10 protein-coding genes are annotated in these 15,155 nt (G+C 46.9%); all 10 read right to left on the reverse strand.

Translation table 11 applies throughout. The features are described 5' to 3' along the window. Positions 1 to 131: 131 nt before the first annotated feature. The 10 genes from proS to DW896_RS01255 all read right to left on the reverse strand — a co-directional run bounded on the left by proS (position 132) and on the right by DW896_RS01255 (position 15,150). Positions 132 to 1,625 carry a proline--tRNA ligase gene (gene proS / locus DW896_RS01210; protein ID WP_005829226.1) on the reverse strand — a complete coding sequence of 498 codons (1,494 nt, stop codon included), beginning with the start codon at positions 1,623 to 1,625 and terminating at the stop codon, positions 132 to 134. A gap of 115 nt (positions 1,626 to 1,740) precedes the next feature. Next, positions 1,741 to 2,298: a YhcH/YjgK/YiaL family protein gene (locus DW896_RS01215; protein WP_005829228.1), complete on the reverse strand. Its 558-nt coding sequence runs from the start codon at positions 2,296 to 2,298 to the stop codon at positions 1,741 to 1,743. A 47-nt stretch (positions 2,299 to 2,345) separates the two neighbouring features. Next, positions 2,346 to 3,425, reverse strand: coding sequence for a metallophosphoesterase (locus DW896_RS01220; RefSeq protein ID WP_118067024.1), 1,080 nt, complete (start codon positions 3,423 to 3,425; stop codon positions 2,346 to 2,348). Beyond that, positions 3,422 to 4,507, reverse strand: coding sequence for an aldose epimerase family protein (locus DW896_RS01225; protein ID WP_009038518.1), 1,086 nt, complete (start codon positions 4,505 to 4,507; stop codon positions 3,422 to 3,424). Before DW896_RS01225 ends, DW896_RS01220 begins: the two co-directional genes overlap by 4 nt. A 5-nt stretch (positions 4,508 to 4,512) precedes the next feature. After that, on the reverse strand, positions 4,513 to 5,181 hold the full coding sequence (locus DW896_RS01230) for a D-lyxose/D-mannose family sugar isomerase (RefSeq protein WP_009038519.1): 669 nt from the start codon (positions 5,179 to 5,181) through the stop codon (positions 4,513 to 4,515). 29 nt (positions 5,182 to 5,210) lie between these two features. Continuing rightward, positions 5,211 to 6,842, reverse strand: a complete 1,632-nt coding sequence (locus DW896_RS01235; protein WP_009038520.1) for a sialidase family protein — start codon at positions 6,840 to 6,842, stop codon at positions 5,211 to 5,213. Positions 6,843 to 6,855: 13 nt separating this feature from the next. Continuing rightward, entirely contained in the window at positions 6,856 to 8,349 is a 1,494-nt protein-coding gene (locus DW896_RS01240) for a RagB/SusD family nutrient uptake outer membrane protein (protein WP_009038521.1), read from the reverse strand. Positions 8,350 to 8,380: 31 nt separating this feature from the next. Then, on the reverse strand, positions 8,381 to 11,560 hold the full coding sequence (locus DW896_RS01245) for a TonB-dependent receptor (RefSeq protein WP_016273669.1): 3,180 nt from the start codon (positions 11,558 to 11,560) through the stop codon (positions 8,381 to 8,383). A 166-nt stretch (positions 11,561 to 11,726) separates the two neighbouring features. Then, positions 11,727 to 12,644, reverse strand: coding sequence for a dihydrodipicolinate synthase family protein (locus tag DW896_RS01250; RefSeq protein ID WP_005829247.1), 918 nt, complete (start codon positions 12,642 to 12,644; stop codon positions 11,727 to 11,729). Between the two features lie 37 nt (positions 12,645 to 12,681). Further along, positions 12,682 to 15,150 carry a sodium/solute symporter gene (locus DW896_RS01255; RefSeq protein WP_009038523.1) on the reverse strand — a complete coding sequence of 823 codons (2,469 nt, stop codon included), beginning with the start codon at positions 15,148 to 15,150 and terminating at the stop codon, positions 12,682 to 12,684. Between the last annotated feature and the right edge of the window lie 5 nt (positions 15,151 to 15,155).

The following is a 15,155-nucleotide window of genomic DNA, read 5'->3' on the forward strand; positions in this document are numbered from 1 at the left end:
TTTAAAACCGAGAGGACGTATCAAGATATACAATCACCCCGGATTACGCGGATTGACACAGATAAAAGTTTCTGATTATCAGAACTCCTAAAATCATCTGTGTTAATCCGCGTAATCCGGGGTGGGTATTATTAATAGGAACGTGCGAAAATCACGCGGCAGGCAGAAGGCTTGCCGGTAACCATACACTTGCCCGGTTCCTTGTCACCCGGAACAAATGAATCGAAAGGAATACAACGGATGGTTGCTTTGGTCTCTTCCTTGATTTTCTCTTCGGTTTCGGTAGTCCCGTCCCAATGAGCCAGAATGAAGCCGCCTTCTTCAATCTTTTCCTTGAATTCCTCGTAGCTGTCCACGCTGGTGATGCGGCTGTTACGGTAATCGAGCGCTTTCTTGTAGACATTTGCCTGAATGTCCTCGAGCAAATCCTTCACGTACTCTTCGATACCCTCGCAGGAACGCGTCTCCTTCTCCAGTGTATCGCGACGCATGATTTCCATTGTATTGTTCTCCAGGTCGCGGCCACCCATCACCAGACGAACGGGAACACCCTTCACCTCATAGTCGGCAAACTTGAAGCCCGGACGTTTGTTGTCGGCATTGTCGTACTTCACGGAAATACCCATTGACTTCAGCTTGGCAACAATGCCTGCCACTTTCTCGTCAATCTTAGCCAGCATCTCCGCATTCTTGTAGATAGGTACGATGACTACTTGTATCGGAGCCAGGTGCGGAGGAAGTACCAGACCGTTGTCATCGGAATGCGTCATGATAAGCGCTCCCATCAGACGGGTGGAAACACCCCAGGAGGTAGCCCAAACATACTCCAGCTTGTTCTCCTTATTGACGAACTGTACATCGAACGCCTTGGCGAAGTTCTGTCCCAAGAAGTGGGAAGTACCGCTCTGCAAAGCCTTTCCGTCCTGCATCATCGCTTCGATGGTGTAGGTGTTGAGGGCACCGGCAAAACGCTCGTTGGCAGACTTCACGCCCTTTACCACGGGCACCGCCATGTATTTTTCGGCAAACTCGGCATATACATTCAGCATCTTTACCGCTTCTTCTTCGGCTTCCTCGCGAGTGGCATGTGCCGTGTGTCCTTCCTGCCAGAGGAATTCGGCGGTACGGAGGAACAGACGGGTACGCATTTCCCAACGGAACACGTTTGCCCACTGGTTGCACAAGATAGGCAGGTCGCGGTATGAATTAATCCAGTTCTTGTAGGTGTTCCAGATGATGGTTTCGGAAGTGGGGCGGATAATCAGCTCTTCTTCCAGTTTTGCAGCAGGGTCCACCACCACACCGCCGCCATTCGGATCGTTCTTCAAACGATAGTGCGTCACGACGGCACACTCTTTGGCAAAGCCTTCCACATGTTCCGCTTCACGGCTGAGGAATGATTTCGGAATAAGCAAGGGGAAATAAGCGTTGACGTGTCCCGTTTCCTTGAACATATCGTCCAACTGACGTTGCATCTTCTCCCAGATAGCGTATCCGTAGGGCTTGATCACCATACAGCCGCGTACTGCCGATTGTTCTGCCAAATCGGCTTTTACCACCAACTCGTTGTACCACTGAGAATAGTTCTCACTACGTTTGGTAAGGTCTTTCAATTCTACTGCCATTCTATTTCGTTTTTTAAAGTTTTCGTTGATTTCTCTAAACAGTCGGCAAAAGTACAAATTTTAAAGGAAATTTATTTGAAAAACAAATAGTATTTTTAGTAGAACCCAAAACACACTAATCTACATATTCTATTTTAATCACAATCTTCCTGCTTTTAACAAGTTCCCCCTTTCCCCGGACAGAAGGCTGGTGAATGTCCGAAGGGAAAAACAAGAAGAAACTGCCGGCATCGGCAGAGTAGTGTTTTATCCGGGAAGAGGTATAAAAAGCAACATCTTTTTTTGAATTATACGCCTGGCGTACTTCGACGTCACTTGCCAGCCCCATCTTTTCATTTCCCCAGAGTACATACTGAAGGTCGACAAAACGGAGGTGGCTTTCAATATTCCCTTTCTCCACCTCTTTGGGAATGTATTCACTGACCGTAGCCCAGCATTTCCCCTCCAGAATGACATGGTTGCCAATGGACAGCGCTTCCAAATCATGTTCGGCAAGAAAGCGGAATGCAGCATCCCAGACATCCTTGTTCTTATGATATTGGCAGGCAAATTCAACAGCATTGACTGATTTATGGGGAGAGACAGTCCAGCCATTGGACCAAACGGCACTTTTCATCCATTTCTTCGCATTTCCGGAAGTCCACTCCGGACTTGTCTGTGCTGATAAATACATACAAAAGAGTATTAATGAATAAATAATTGATATACGCTTCATATTTTTTATTTTATCGTGAATTGAAACTGGTCATAAGATTCCGTACGCCATGCCTTGTCCTTGGTTTGAGGAGAAAAGCCGAAAAGCGGAGAATAGGTCCTGACCTGCACCGTATGTCCGTCGGGCAGGAATTCGAGCAGACGCAGCCAGCCGTCTCCCCCGTTTCCACTCATGCCGCCACCCAACGCCTGGCAGTTGAACATCATCTGGTGCACATCGTGTCCGGCTGCATTCTTGTCGGTACGGAATCCCGTGGTATAGTCCAACCGTTCATTCGGAGTGGCATAGTGTCCGCACAGCACAAGACGGATGTTGGCAGAAGGTTGCACCAGCTTCTGCCAGATGCCTTCGCCCGTATTGGACGGGGTTATCTTATAGCCTTCTTTGGTGATGCGCTTGCTGTCGAAGCCGGTAAGATAGGAATGGGTGATGAGAATCACTGTGTGGTTTTTGAAGCGTGGGGTAGCCACCAGCTCCCTTGCCCATGACAAGACCTCATCACGTGGGGCAAATTCAACGGCAATAATCAAAATCCTCCCCCAATGCTCGTCCGTTATCTCCATTGCGGCATTTTCCAGCGTAGGCAGGCCGTTTCTATTATTGGTTGCAGCCACGATGGTCTTTTTCCATTGGCTGTTGCGCTCTATCGGGAAATATTCCGGGAAACGGGTCATCGAGTTCTCCGAACGGGTGTAGCCGTAATCATGGTTTCCGGTAGAAATGAGATAAGGGACCTTGTTGTCCAACCGCCCGAAAGCCCGCGACACAAATGTCCACTGCTCCCGGCTCGTAAGATTCCCGAAACGTGGGAAGGGAGGTAGAATACATTCATTCTGGTCTACCAAGTCGCCCGTACAAAGCACCGCCTTTACACGGAGGGAGTCTATATGATGAGCGGTCCACGCCGTCATCAGCTCAAAAACCGGTTGGTTATAGTCATACTTCACGTAGTTTTGCGGGTCGCCCAGCAGGACGATGGAAAAAGAATTAGGATTGCACAAATGCTGCTGGTTGGTATTGACTTGTGCCCGGAGCTGGAGGAATGCCAGCAGGCATCCCAAACAAAGAATGATTCTGTTTTTCATGGTTGCGTACTGAATTGATAAATACATGTCTGTTTATAAAGGTCTCCTTCACGTAATACGATGGAGGGGAAATGCGGATTGTTCGGTGTATCGGGAAAGCACTGGGTTTCAAAGCAGACGGCGCTACGACGCGGATACACAGTGCCATGCATGCCCGTGAAGCCCGGCAAATAATTGCCGGTGTACATGATAAGCCCCGGCTCTGTGGTATAGATATCCATTCTGCGCCCACTGGACGGACTGATGCAGGTGGCGGCGAAAGAGAGCTCATGCAGCGCGGGTTTCTTCAAGACAAAACAGTGGTCATAACCGTGGCCGTTGAGCAACTGCAAGTCTTTCCGGTTGATGCGTTCGCCTATGGAATGGTAGTCGCGGAAATCAAAAGGCGTATCGCCCACTGCCCTGACTTCACCGGTATTGTTCGTATTCATGTCGATAGGCAGGTAGAAATCCGCGTTTATCCTCACCAGATGGTCTTCAATGGAGGTAGTGGGAGTTTCCATGCCCGCCAGGTTAAAATAGGCATGATTGGTGGGACAGAACAAGGTGTCGCGGTCTGTCTCCGCCTCATAATCTATACGGAACCCATTGTCGTCCGTCAAGGTATACATCATCCTTACCGTAACATTGCCCGGAAAACCGGCTTCTCCATCGGCATGGAAATGCCGGAGGAGAAGTTGGTTTTCACACGGTTGCTGTGCTTCCCACACCACCGTGTGAAAACCGTTATCACCACTGTGCAGAGTATTAGAAACAGAGTTAAGCTGTAAGTGATAATCTTTTTCTCCTACACGGAAAGCGCCGTGCAATATGCGTCCGGCTACGGGGCCTATAGTAGCTCCTATATAATAGTCCTTGCTTTGCCTGCGGGCCTCTTCCAGCGTATCGAAGCCTATGACGACATTTTCAAACTTACCATGACTATCAGGAGCCATGATGGATAAGACGATGGCCCCGTAGTTCGTGACGCACATCTCCATACCGCTGCCATTGCGCAGTATATAAAGGCCGGTATCCTTTCCGTTGATTACGGACCGGAAATTATCAGGATTCAATCCCGTCAGGTTGGTCTTATCTTTCATACTTTCTAAACTTCGGGATATTCGTTGCACAATAGATGTTCGGCCGGAACATCCTCTTCTATCTGCGGGAAACGCCCCTTGGGGGTGAGGAAACGGTTGTCTCTCATGTCATCGTTCACTGTAGAGACTTCGCCTACCAGACAATGGTCGTCCTCGGCCCAGAAAGTATGGTAGAGATAAGGCTCATAACAAATGCTTTGTCCGGGAGCAAGACGCACCGTTTCTCCGGGAGCTACCCGTGTACTGACTCCGTCGATGGAAACGACAAGCGGTTCTTCAGTCAGCATTTCAGTTTCCTTGTCGGCCTTCCACAGACGCATGCAGAGGATTCCTCCGCCCCGGTTGATGATGTCTTCCGTTTTCAGCCAATGGAAATGGGTAGGAGTAACTTGTCCGCAGCGGACAAACATAATCTTTTCACAATAGGGTTTGTCTTTCTTCTGCAGACTTCCATTACGGAGGGTTACCAGAGTCAGGCCGATTTTCAGGAAATCGCCCCAGCCGAAGTCGGTCAAGTCCCAGCCCATGGCTCTTTCCCGGATATCATTACATTCCAGTCCTTTGCTTTTCCAGTCGTCCGGAGTCCAGTCCGCCCATGGCGGCAGCATGAAGTGATACTTTGTCATAAATGCTTTGGCTTCGCGGATATATTGATTGATTTCACTGCGTTTCATATTTGTCTATTTTTTAAGGTGTTATACTTTTATTTCTTCAATAATTCTTTCAGCGGGATAGCCTGGAACTGAATGTCGGCTTGACTCCCCTCATAAAAGATACCTATGGTATGCTCGTCAATGGAAGTCATGCAAGAGTACCCCGCCCCCCTACCTTCATCCAACAACATCCAATACTCCTCGGGCCAAGTTTGCCCGTCATCGAAACTCACCTTAATGGTAATGTTGTTACGGCGCTCTTTTGAATTAGGATTGGCAAAGAGTAATACATGACGTTCTTCTCCGTCTTCAATATAATCATGGCGCAGCAAGGATGCCTGGCAAGCCGGTTCAATGAGAGCTCTGCGCGACGTGGGATGTTCCGTCCACGTTTTCCCCAAATCGGCAGTGACGGCAATAGCCCGCCCATTACCTTCCTGACGTCCCCGGTTGCTGCGCTCACGCATGTTCAACATCAAGGAATGGTCTGAAAGTTCTACCACCTGACATTCGTTGGTATTGTAGTAGGCCGGTTCGCCTACGGTCCAGTTTTCGCCCTTGTCTTTACTCCACATGATTGTAGAGAACTGAAGCCCGTCTTCGTTTCGCCCCTCTACCGGAAATACCAATGTACCGTCTTCCATTGTGATGCCACGACCCGGTCCGGGAGCAAGCAGCCACCATTTTTCCTTTTTTACTTGGCGGGTAATGTTACGCGGCTCACTCCAGGTAAGTCCGTCGTCAGTACTCTTACTAATCAGGAATTGGGAACTCTGTTTAACGTCATATCCCGGCTGAGAACCGTGCGCACGCCACTGGTGGTTCCATACGGTCGAGGTATCGGTAAGATTCTCTATCCATTTGCCCGTCTTGGGGTCCAAGACTCCGTGCATCCATAACCCTATGACATAGAGGTCTCCGGTGAAATCATCCGACAAGATGCAACCATCACTCACTCCATTATATTTCTGAGGTAACCCGCCCCATTCTTTCATATCCAGAACAGTCTGCATGGGTTGCCAAGTCCGCCCTCCATCTTCACTGCGATTGATGGCAATATCAATGTCACCCTGCAAATCGTCATCTCTTTCATTGCGTGCATCATACAAGGCCAGCAAGGTACCTTTCGTCGAAGTCACCAATCCGGGAATGCGGGAAGTGTGTACCCCGTCCTGACCCGGCTGCCGCAGGGCCACTCCTATACGGAGCGGCTTTACTGCGGGCAACTGGCGGATGCCCACCAGCCCCAAGTCTGTCTGGACACTGCTGCATGAGATTTCAATCTTGCTTGTAGCCTGCGCCGCATCATCCCTCAGTCGGAGTGCCACCCAGCATGTCAGTGTATCTTCCTCTATCTGCCGGCCTACCTTAAAACTCAATTGTTTGTTCACCGGTTTGGCACTTGCACAAACCTGCCCACAATTCTCATCCAAGAACAGCGAAGCGGAAACGACATCACCGGAACGGACAGTTCCATCCAAAGTGAAATTTATCTTTTCCAACTGATATGCCACGCCGCTGTTCCTAATCAGACGCAGACACAATACCGGATTATGCTCCTTCAATGTCAACACCGGATATACCGGTTGCCGAATCTCCACCGCTATCTTATCCGTATAATTTTGGCATGCCATGATGCCCCAAGCAGACAAGACCAGTAAAAGTATAGTCTTATATCTCATATCATCCCAATATTTATTTGTAACCTTCCGTTTGTGTTATATTCGGATTAGTATTGAGACAAGCAGGAGCAATAGGCCACAAGGTAACATTCTTCTCCCCTTCACGCCCCTTCAAGGTCTCAATAAGCTCGAATTCCTTATTAAAGCGAAGGTATGCCCACCATGCTTTTGATTCTGCGACAAACTCTTTCAGTATTTCGCTGATAATGGCATTGTCTATGGCATCCTGAGTCCTTGCCGTGTAGTAGTTGTCTACCCCATAAGCACGCTTGGCCACTACATTCAGATTCTGCAAAGCGGCATCCGTATTTCCCAAGGCATTTTCCACTTCAGCTTTCAAAAGATAGGCTTCGGCCAAACGATAGACGGGGACATCACTGTCAAAACTACGCGTATCATTGGCAAAGGAGCCTTTGAACTTCACAACCATCCTTTTAATCTGTACTTCTTCCGTCAGGAACTTATCCTCGAATACCCGTACTGAAACATCCGTACGCGTGTCACGTGCATCCTCAGCCAGGAAATCGCAATAGGCTTGCGTGGGCACAACATACTGGGCATGGGAACCGGCAGGAACCTCATCCTCGGTATATCCGGCTTCCCTCAGCCGGGTTCTGTCACCGTTAGGTGCCAGATAATAGGCGAAAAAGTTGGGGGATGTTCCCGGAGTCACATTTTCATTGACGATATAGGGCAATGTCCAGATAAGCTCAGAATTGGCTTCGTTGTTTAAATTGAAAATATCGGCAAACGTGGGAAGAAGTGTATATCCGGCTTTCAATACCGCATCAACAGAAGACTGCGCCGTACTCAGAGCCGCATTCCCTCCTCCCAGACGCTTTGCCTTCCATAAGTAATATTCAGTACGCAACATGTTGATGGCTGCCGGAGATGCCTTATGGAGAAGCTTGGAAGAAGCGGGCATCAACCTTAAAGCTTCTTCTATATCGGTTTCGACCTGAGCATATACTTCAGAGGCCGCCGTACGGCTGGGATACATGTCCTCCTGCTTTTCTGACTCAAAGCCGGAAGTCAGTAACGGACAGTCACCGAATACCCGCACCAGAGTAAAGTAACAATATGCCCGTAGGAAATAGGCATTGGCCATCACTTCACTGCGTGTAGCTTCATTGGTGAAAGAGATTTCCGGAGTATGCTTCAGAATCAAATTTGCACTGTTAATGGTAGTATATATGCTACTCCAATTTGTACCTGCATCACCGCTCAGCAATACGTTTGTACCCACTCTATTAAAAAACGCATCATTTACCGCCCCACTCTCATACCAGTTTGAGCGCATCTCTCCATAGATGTTGAGCAAATCGGAAAAGGCGGAACGGAATTGAGTATATGCTCCATTTACCGCACTCGTAGCATCGCTCTCCTCTGTCCACATGGATAGGCTGGTGAACTGGCTGGGCTGTATCACATTCAGGTCTCCATGACATGATGTAAAAAACGAGACCCCACTTATAAGAAGAATGCCGGATAATATTTTTATTTTCATAATTCTTATTTTTCGTATTAAACTTCTTTTATCACAAAGTAACTTTACATCCGATAGAGAACTTACGGATAGGCGGATAGGTGTTGAAACTACCGGAATAGGTACTTGATGCACCTACTTCGGGAGAAAGGCCTATTACTTCCGTAAAATAATGCAGATTGTTTCCGGCCAGGGTCAATACCAGCCCTTTCAGACCAATCTTTGCCAGCAATGCCTGAGGCAGAGCATATTGCAGAGAGATTTCACGGATACAGAGATAATCGGCTTTCTGGGTGAAAACATCGGAGTTGTCCCGGAAATTCTTATTCAACTCATCGGAGTCATTGCCTGAGAAACGGGCATACTTGGCCTTACTCGGGTCATCCCCCACATTCCAGCATTTTAGGATTTCAGCAGGCAGGCTGGTGTTTCCATTCATGAAATTACACATCTGGCGTTGCAGATAACCATTGGAAATGGAGTGCCCCAAAGCAAAATCAAGATAGACATTCAAAGTGAAGCCCTTGTAAGTGAAAGTATTGTTCAAACCTCCGGTGGTATGGGGAATCGTATTTCCCAGCAGGAACATATCATTGCTGTTGATGATATTGTCTCCGTTCAGGTCTTTCCACTCATAGTCTCCAATAGTCTTTTTTCCGACACCCAGTTTCTGTTTCGTGGTCCAGTCCCAACCTTTGGATGAGGTGTCATAACGGGCATTGGCAGCCTGCTCGGGAGTTGTAATGATAAAGTCTTTCTTATATCCATAGAAACGCCCCAACGGTTCACCCTCGGCAACACCTCCGAATTCTTTGGTCGTGCCATCCTGCATTTTTACAGAGTATCCTCCCTGGCGGTTCTTGTCCCGTCCGTTTTCGGGCAGTTTAAGCACCTTGTTCTTTACGTAAGTAATGGTGAATTTAGATTCCCACGTGAAATCCTTCTTGACAATGTTACGTGTTGTTATTTCAGCATCGAAACCACGGAAACGTACTTTTCCAAGATTGGTAAGGATGGAACCGTATCCCGACGTATTGGGCAATACTTTGGAAGTAATCAGGTTATCCGTAATCTTATTAAAGTAATCGATACCCAGAATGATGCGGTTCTTGAACAAGCCTAAATCAAAACCTAAATCCAATTGTGTGGAAGTCTCCCATTCAAGAGCCTTGTTAGGCATGGCCGAAGAAACGGTCGCAGCACTTTGATCGTAACTGGTGGTAATGGCATACAATCCTAATGCATCGTAATAGCCGATGGAGTTGTTACCGGTCTGCCCATAACTGCCACGCCACTTCAAATTACTTATAAAACCGATATTCTGCATAAAAGGCTCATCACTCATAACCCATCCGACAGACAATCCGGGGAAGAATCCCCATTGGTTGCCTTTGGCAAAACGGGAAGAGCCGTCCTCACGGAAAGTAGCAGTCAACATATATCTTTTCAGATAATCATAGTTCAATCGGCCGAAATAACCGATATTCACATCTTCCTGCTTGGTCGACGTTGCATCGGAATAAACAGAACCTCCGTTCAATGTCGGTATCTTGTCGGAGCTGTGTCCGGTAGTGGCAGCATACACATACTTGTACAAATATTGCTGATAGGAATATCCTACCATCGCACTGATGCTGTGTTTATCGGCAAACGTTCTTGTATAGCTGGTGTAGAATTCCAGTTTCTTCCGTTGCTCATCCGTCATGTTGGTAGTCGCCTTCCGCGTTCCATTCATCGGGTTGGCACGCATGAATGTATCTCCATGGCTGTTTTGCGTAAACAAAGAAGCGGTGCCCACAGCATGCCATCCTTTCAAAACTTCCCAATCAAGAGAGCCGACTAACCCCAAACGGTTGGTACGCTGATTGTTATCATTAAAATACGAGTAGAAGCTCGGATTCGGAGACGAAGAGTTTGGACCTGGCGTCGGGGTTCCGTACCATTCATTGTCAGACACCCAATATTTACGTTGAACAGCCGGGGTCATCAGTCCACGGGAAATCACCTGATACTGACTGGCATACTCTTCGCTATTCGTCTGGCTGTAATCTATGTTGCTACTGAAAGTCAGGTTCTCTCTGATTTTGGCAGTTACATTAGTACGGGCATTGAAACGGTCGAATGCCGTGCCTACACCTACACCGGAATCTTTCATATAGCCAATACTGCCCACATAGCTCAATTTCTCCGTACCTCCTTCTATCCCCACATAATAATTTTGCCAAAGAGCATTCTTGAAACAAGTACTGGCCCAATCATTATCTTCAAAAATCAAAGTCTTACTGGGATCCAACGGATCAGCCACAGACTTCCATCCTGCCGGAATGCTCTCTCCATCCCTCAGGTAACGGGTAGAAAACTTGGAAGCATCCGTATTGCCGGAACTATAAGCATATCCGTCAAGGTATAACTTTTCCGGACTGGGTCCGGAAGCCCAACGATCGCGCATGATAGTAACAGCTTGGGTAGCATCCAGATACTCAATCATCCGCTCCACATTCTCGTTTGCAAAGGAAGCCTCAAACGTCACTCGAGGAGCACCGCTTTTTCCTTTTCTTGTCGTAATCAGGACAACTCCATTCGATGCACGCGAACCATAAATAGCAGAAGAAGCGGCATCCTTCAAGACTTCGATAGATTCGATGTCATTGGGATTGATACCCGCTGTACTGCGCTCTACGCCATCAACTAATATAAGAGGAGAATTACTCTGACTGATAGATGAACCACCACGAATCAAGAACGTAGCCTCTGCACCCGGAGTATTGTTCTCATTGTACACGCGTACACCCGCAATTTTACCCTTCAGCCCTTCTCCCACAGTATTGATAGGAGTTGCCTTCAATGTTTCTCCATCCACCTTACTGATAGCGGATGTTACGGTACGCTTGGATTGGGTACCATAACCTACAACCACCACTTCATCCAGCCCCATGGTGGTCGGTTCCATCCGGATGTTAAGAATCTTTTGATTAGTAATCAGGATTTGCTGTTCATCATAGCCCACATAGGAAAATACAAGAGTTTCCCCCTTGCTTACTTTCAGCTGGAAAGCGCCATTCATATCCGTAATAACTCCTCGAGTCGTACCCTTCACAGCGATGGAAACTCCTGGAAGAGTTTCACCAGTATTGTCCACTACTACACCTGATAGGTTAAATTCTTGTGCCCAAAGCAAAAATGGGCAAAATAGTAGAAAAGTTATGAGGTGAAAATGAAATATTTTTCTCATCTTTGTTACGATTTTAATAATAAATTGTTTCAGTAATTTATTTAAGGGGAAACGAGAAGTGCCAATACTCGTTTCCCCTCCCTTTTCGGGGGTCAAACTTAAGTTGGCCAATGAGTTTTTTCATTGGATGTATTGTTGCAATATCTCCATAGGCAATCGTTTTTAGTTAATTAATGTATTTGAAGAATTCCGTATTTTTCAATTCGTTTCTTGTCTCCTCCAGCTCTTCTTCAGAACAAGGAGCTATCGGCAATCGACATGGTCCACAGTCTATTCCTGCCAGTTTCATGAATATCTTACCAGCTCTGACTCCTCCCCCATGCTTTATCAGCACATCAATGATTTCAACAGATTTCCATTGCATTTCACGGGCTGTTTCAAGGTCTCCCTTTTCCATGGCTTCCATCACAGCTTTGTATATACCCGGAACATAGTTGTAGGTACTGCCTACGGCAGCCTTAGCTCCAACCGACAATCCGGTAATCAGTATCTCATCAAAACCGTGCAAGACTTCGAACGCCCCACCGTCCGCATGAATGCACTGCTGCATCTCCATCAGGTTGTTATGAGTAAACTTGACTCCCACCAGATTGGGAATTTGCTTCTTGCCCTCTATAAGGAACTTGTGTACCGGCAAGGAAACCCCGGTTATGGACGGCATGTTATAGTAATAAAACGGCAAGCGGGAAGCCGATGCAGCTATCGGCTTGAAAAAACCTATCAGCTCATCTACAGAACCGGGCTTGAAAAAGCAGGGCGCCATGGCTGCTATCATATCAGCTCCAATAGCTTGCGCATGGGCTGCCAGCTCGGCACACTGAACCTGCGACATGCCACCTACATGCACTATCACTTTCAGTTTTCCCTTGGCTGCCTCCATCCATTTTTCCGCAACAGCCTTTCGTTCTTCTGTTGTCAGAGAAACGGATTCTCCCGTCGTGCCACAAATAAACACTCCCGTCACACATTTCTTTTGCATCAGAAACTCTGCATACGGCCCGATCACCTGCAAATTTAAGGAACCATCTTCGTGCATTGGCGTAAATGGTGCAGCGATTAATCCTGTTAAAAGTCGTTTGTTCATAAATAAAATTATATTATAATTAATGATAGGTTCAAACCTATTTTTTCTTAAAGAACAAGCTTGCCAGATAACCTATGACAAAACATGAGATAAAGCCGGATGCCGTGTACAAAAGCAAATGGAACGTCTGGAATCTGGCAACAAACAATTGTACGATGATACTTGCGACTATACCAATGATTGCTCCTCCGGAATTGGCGCGTTTGGTAAGCATGCCCAACATGAACAGTCCTCCCATACTGCCCAATATGAGCCCGAGTATCTTGTTAAATTCGTCCCACAATGAAGCGATATTCCATGTTGCCATAAGAAAAGCAAAAGATAGACTAATGATTCCTATCACACAAGTTGCCATACGTGCCGCATGCAATTCATTGCCACCCTCTCCCTTATGAAAGAAACGTGAATAAATGTCTACTATATAAGCTGTGGCTGCCGAATTCATACTGCCGCTCAAAGTGGACATTGCCGCAGCGAAGATGCCCGAAATCAACAACCCTACAATACCGACCGGTAATTGGGTAAAAATATACCACGGAAAAATAGCATCGCCGTTAGGAATACTGATACTCAGATTCTCAGGATACACCTTGTAATAGGCATAAAGCGCAGTGCCTATAAAGAAGAAAATCAGTGTGGCGGGAACAGTCAGTATCGCATTGGTCCATACACTCTTCCGTGCCTCTTTCATCGAAGAGGTAGTGAGATAGCGCTGCACCATACTTTGGTCCGTCCCATAGGTGGTAAGATGGGTAAAACATGCGGCAATAATGACAGTCCACATCGTAGCATCCTTCAAGTCAAAGTTCGTCGCTCCCAAATCGAACTTACCGTTTGCCACGGCAATATCAATCGTTTCACCCAATCCACCGGGAAGAGAACACGAGATGTATATCACTGCAAATATCGCTCCTCCCAACAGTACAATTACTTGAATGGCATCTGTCCATACAACCGCCTCTATTCCCCCTATCATTGTATATAGAATACTACAAACTCCCATAATACCGATACATAGGAATATATCCAATCCAGTCACCACATTCAAAGCAATGGAGGGCAGAAAAAGCACAACGCCCATACGCCCTACCTGGAAAATAATAAAGGCCAGACTGCAAATAACCCGGATAAAGACATTGAAACGTATCTCCAGATATTCATAGGCAGTCGTTATATTCAATCTCCGGAAAAAAGGAATAAAGACATAAACAATGACGGGGGCAACAAACACAATACCGGTATTGAACAACACATAACTCCAGTTAGTGGCATATGCCTTGGAGGGTATAGCCATGAAGGTGATGGCACTCAACGCGGTTCCGAAAAGACTCAGCCCGGCAGCCCACCACGGAATACGTCCTCCACCCTTGAAATAGTCATTCGTACTTTTCTGGCGCCGTGAAAAGTAAATTCCAATTCCGGCCAATACGGCAAAATAACCGATAATCACAAGGATATTGACAAGTCCCAACCCCTTTTCCAAAGGAACAATATCCCCTTGAAGGCTGTACAGTCTATTCGTTCCGGAACTGGCATTGCTACCGAGTATAACGAAGGAACGGTTTCTTTGCAAGACTTGCATAGTGTCATAGGTACCTGGAATACATTCAGACTTGACAAGAGTCTGCGTAATTGTATGGTATTTCCATAAAGCATTCTCTTTTTTAAGATGCTGTGTATCTTCCGGCTCTTTCTGAAAAAGAAGTATATGGTTGGCTCCGCTGGCGACAGCAGCACATATTCCTTTCGGAAAATCCGAACCTAATGAACTCCATTTACCCAATTGGGGGTTATAGACATATCCATCAGTCAAGCAAGAAGACAACCCTTCTTCCGTTTCCGTCTGTCCACCCAATAAATACAGACAAGGGGAAACGCCGTTGTTCTGTACCACGAGAATTGCATCTTCCCGGACGCATCCCGGATAGCCCGGTAGTTCTTTCCATCCTCTGGACTTGTTCGACAAGTCCAGCACAAAAAAAGAATCCGATAACCTGGACGGACTTACCGACTTCCTGCCTCCAAACAAATATACCTTATTGTCCAGTAGTGCTCCTGCCGCGTTAGACAACGGAAAAGGAAGTGGCGGCCAATCTTCCGAAACATTCAGTTTGCCCTGCTGCATTGTGACAAAAAATACATCTTCGTAGCATTGGGAAGAATCACGCCCTCCAATACACAAGATACCGTCAGAGAGTGTTATGGAAGCGCCATAAGCCAACGGCTTGGACAACACATCTTCATACAAAGCGAATCCGGCATTTTCAGAAAGGCATACCGCATTTCTTCCCCATCGGCTATAATCGTCGGAAGTGCCGCCTGCCAATACAATTTGTCCGCCAAGTACTCCGGAAAAGAGTCCCAAAGTGTTGTGTTCCTCATTAAAAACACTCTCGTTGCCCCACTTTATCTGCTCAGAATGAGAAGCATCTGCAGCTCTCAGGCTTTGACCCCAAAACAAACAAAGGCATACCAATGCAACACAATTATTTACAATCCGTGTCATTTGTC

Origin of the sequence: Bacteroides sp. AM41-16 (assembly GCF_003603495.1) — a bacterium.
GTDB lineage: Bacteria > Bacteroidota > Bacteroidia > Bacteroidales > Bacteroidaceae > Bacteroides > Bacteroides uniformis.

Bases quoted from the DNA above. Each gene is read 5' to 3' on its own strand.
- DW896_RS01240 (WP_009038521.1), bottom strand. From the start codon at position 8,349: ATGAAAATAAAAATATTATCCGGCATTCTTCTTATAAGTGGGGTCTCG.
- DW896_RS01245 (WP_016273669.1), bottom strand. From the start codon at position 11,560: ATGAGAAAAATATTTCATTTTCACCTCATAACTTTTCTACTATTTTGC.
- DW896_RS01255 (WP_009038523.1), bottom strand. From the start codon at position 15,150: ATGACACGGATTGTAAATAATTGTGTTGCATTGGTATGCCTTTGTTTG.
- DW896_RS01225 (WP_009038518.1), bottom strand. From the start codon at position 4,507: ATGAAAGATAAGACCAACCTGACGGGATTGAATCCTGATAATTTCCGG.
- proS (WP_005829226.1), bottom strand. From the start codon at position 1,625: ATGGCAGTAGAATTGAAAGACCTTACCAAACGTAGTGAGAACTATTCT.
- DW896_RS01215 (WP_005829228.1), bottom strand. From the start codon at position 2,298: ATGTATTTATCAGCACAGACAAGTCCGGAGTGGACTTCCGGAAATGCG.
- DW896_RS01250 (WP_005829247.1), bottom strand. From the start codon at position 12,644: ATGAACAAACGACTTTTAACAGGATTAATCGCTGCACCATTTACGCCA.
- DW896_RS01220 (WP_118067024.1), bottom strand. From the start codon at position 3,425: ATGAAAAACAGAATCATTCTTTGTTTGGGATGCCTGCTGGCATTCCTC.
- DW896_RS01230 (WP_009038519.1), bottom strand. From the start codon at position 5,181: ATGAAACGCAGTGAAATCAATCAATATATCCGCGAAGCCAAAGCATTT.
- DW896_RS01235 (WP_009038520.1), bottom strand. From the start codon at position 6,842: ATGAGATATAAGACTATACTTTTACTGGTCTTGTCTGCTTGGGGCATC.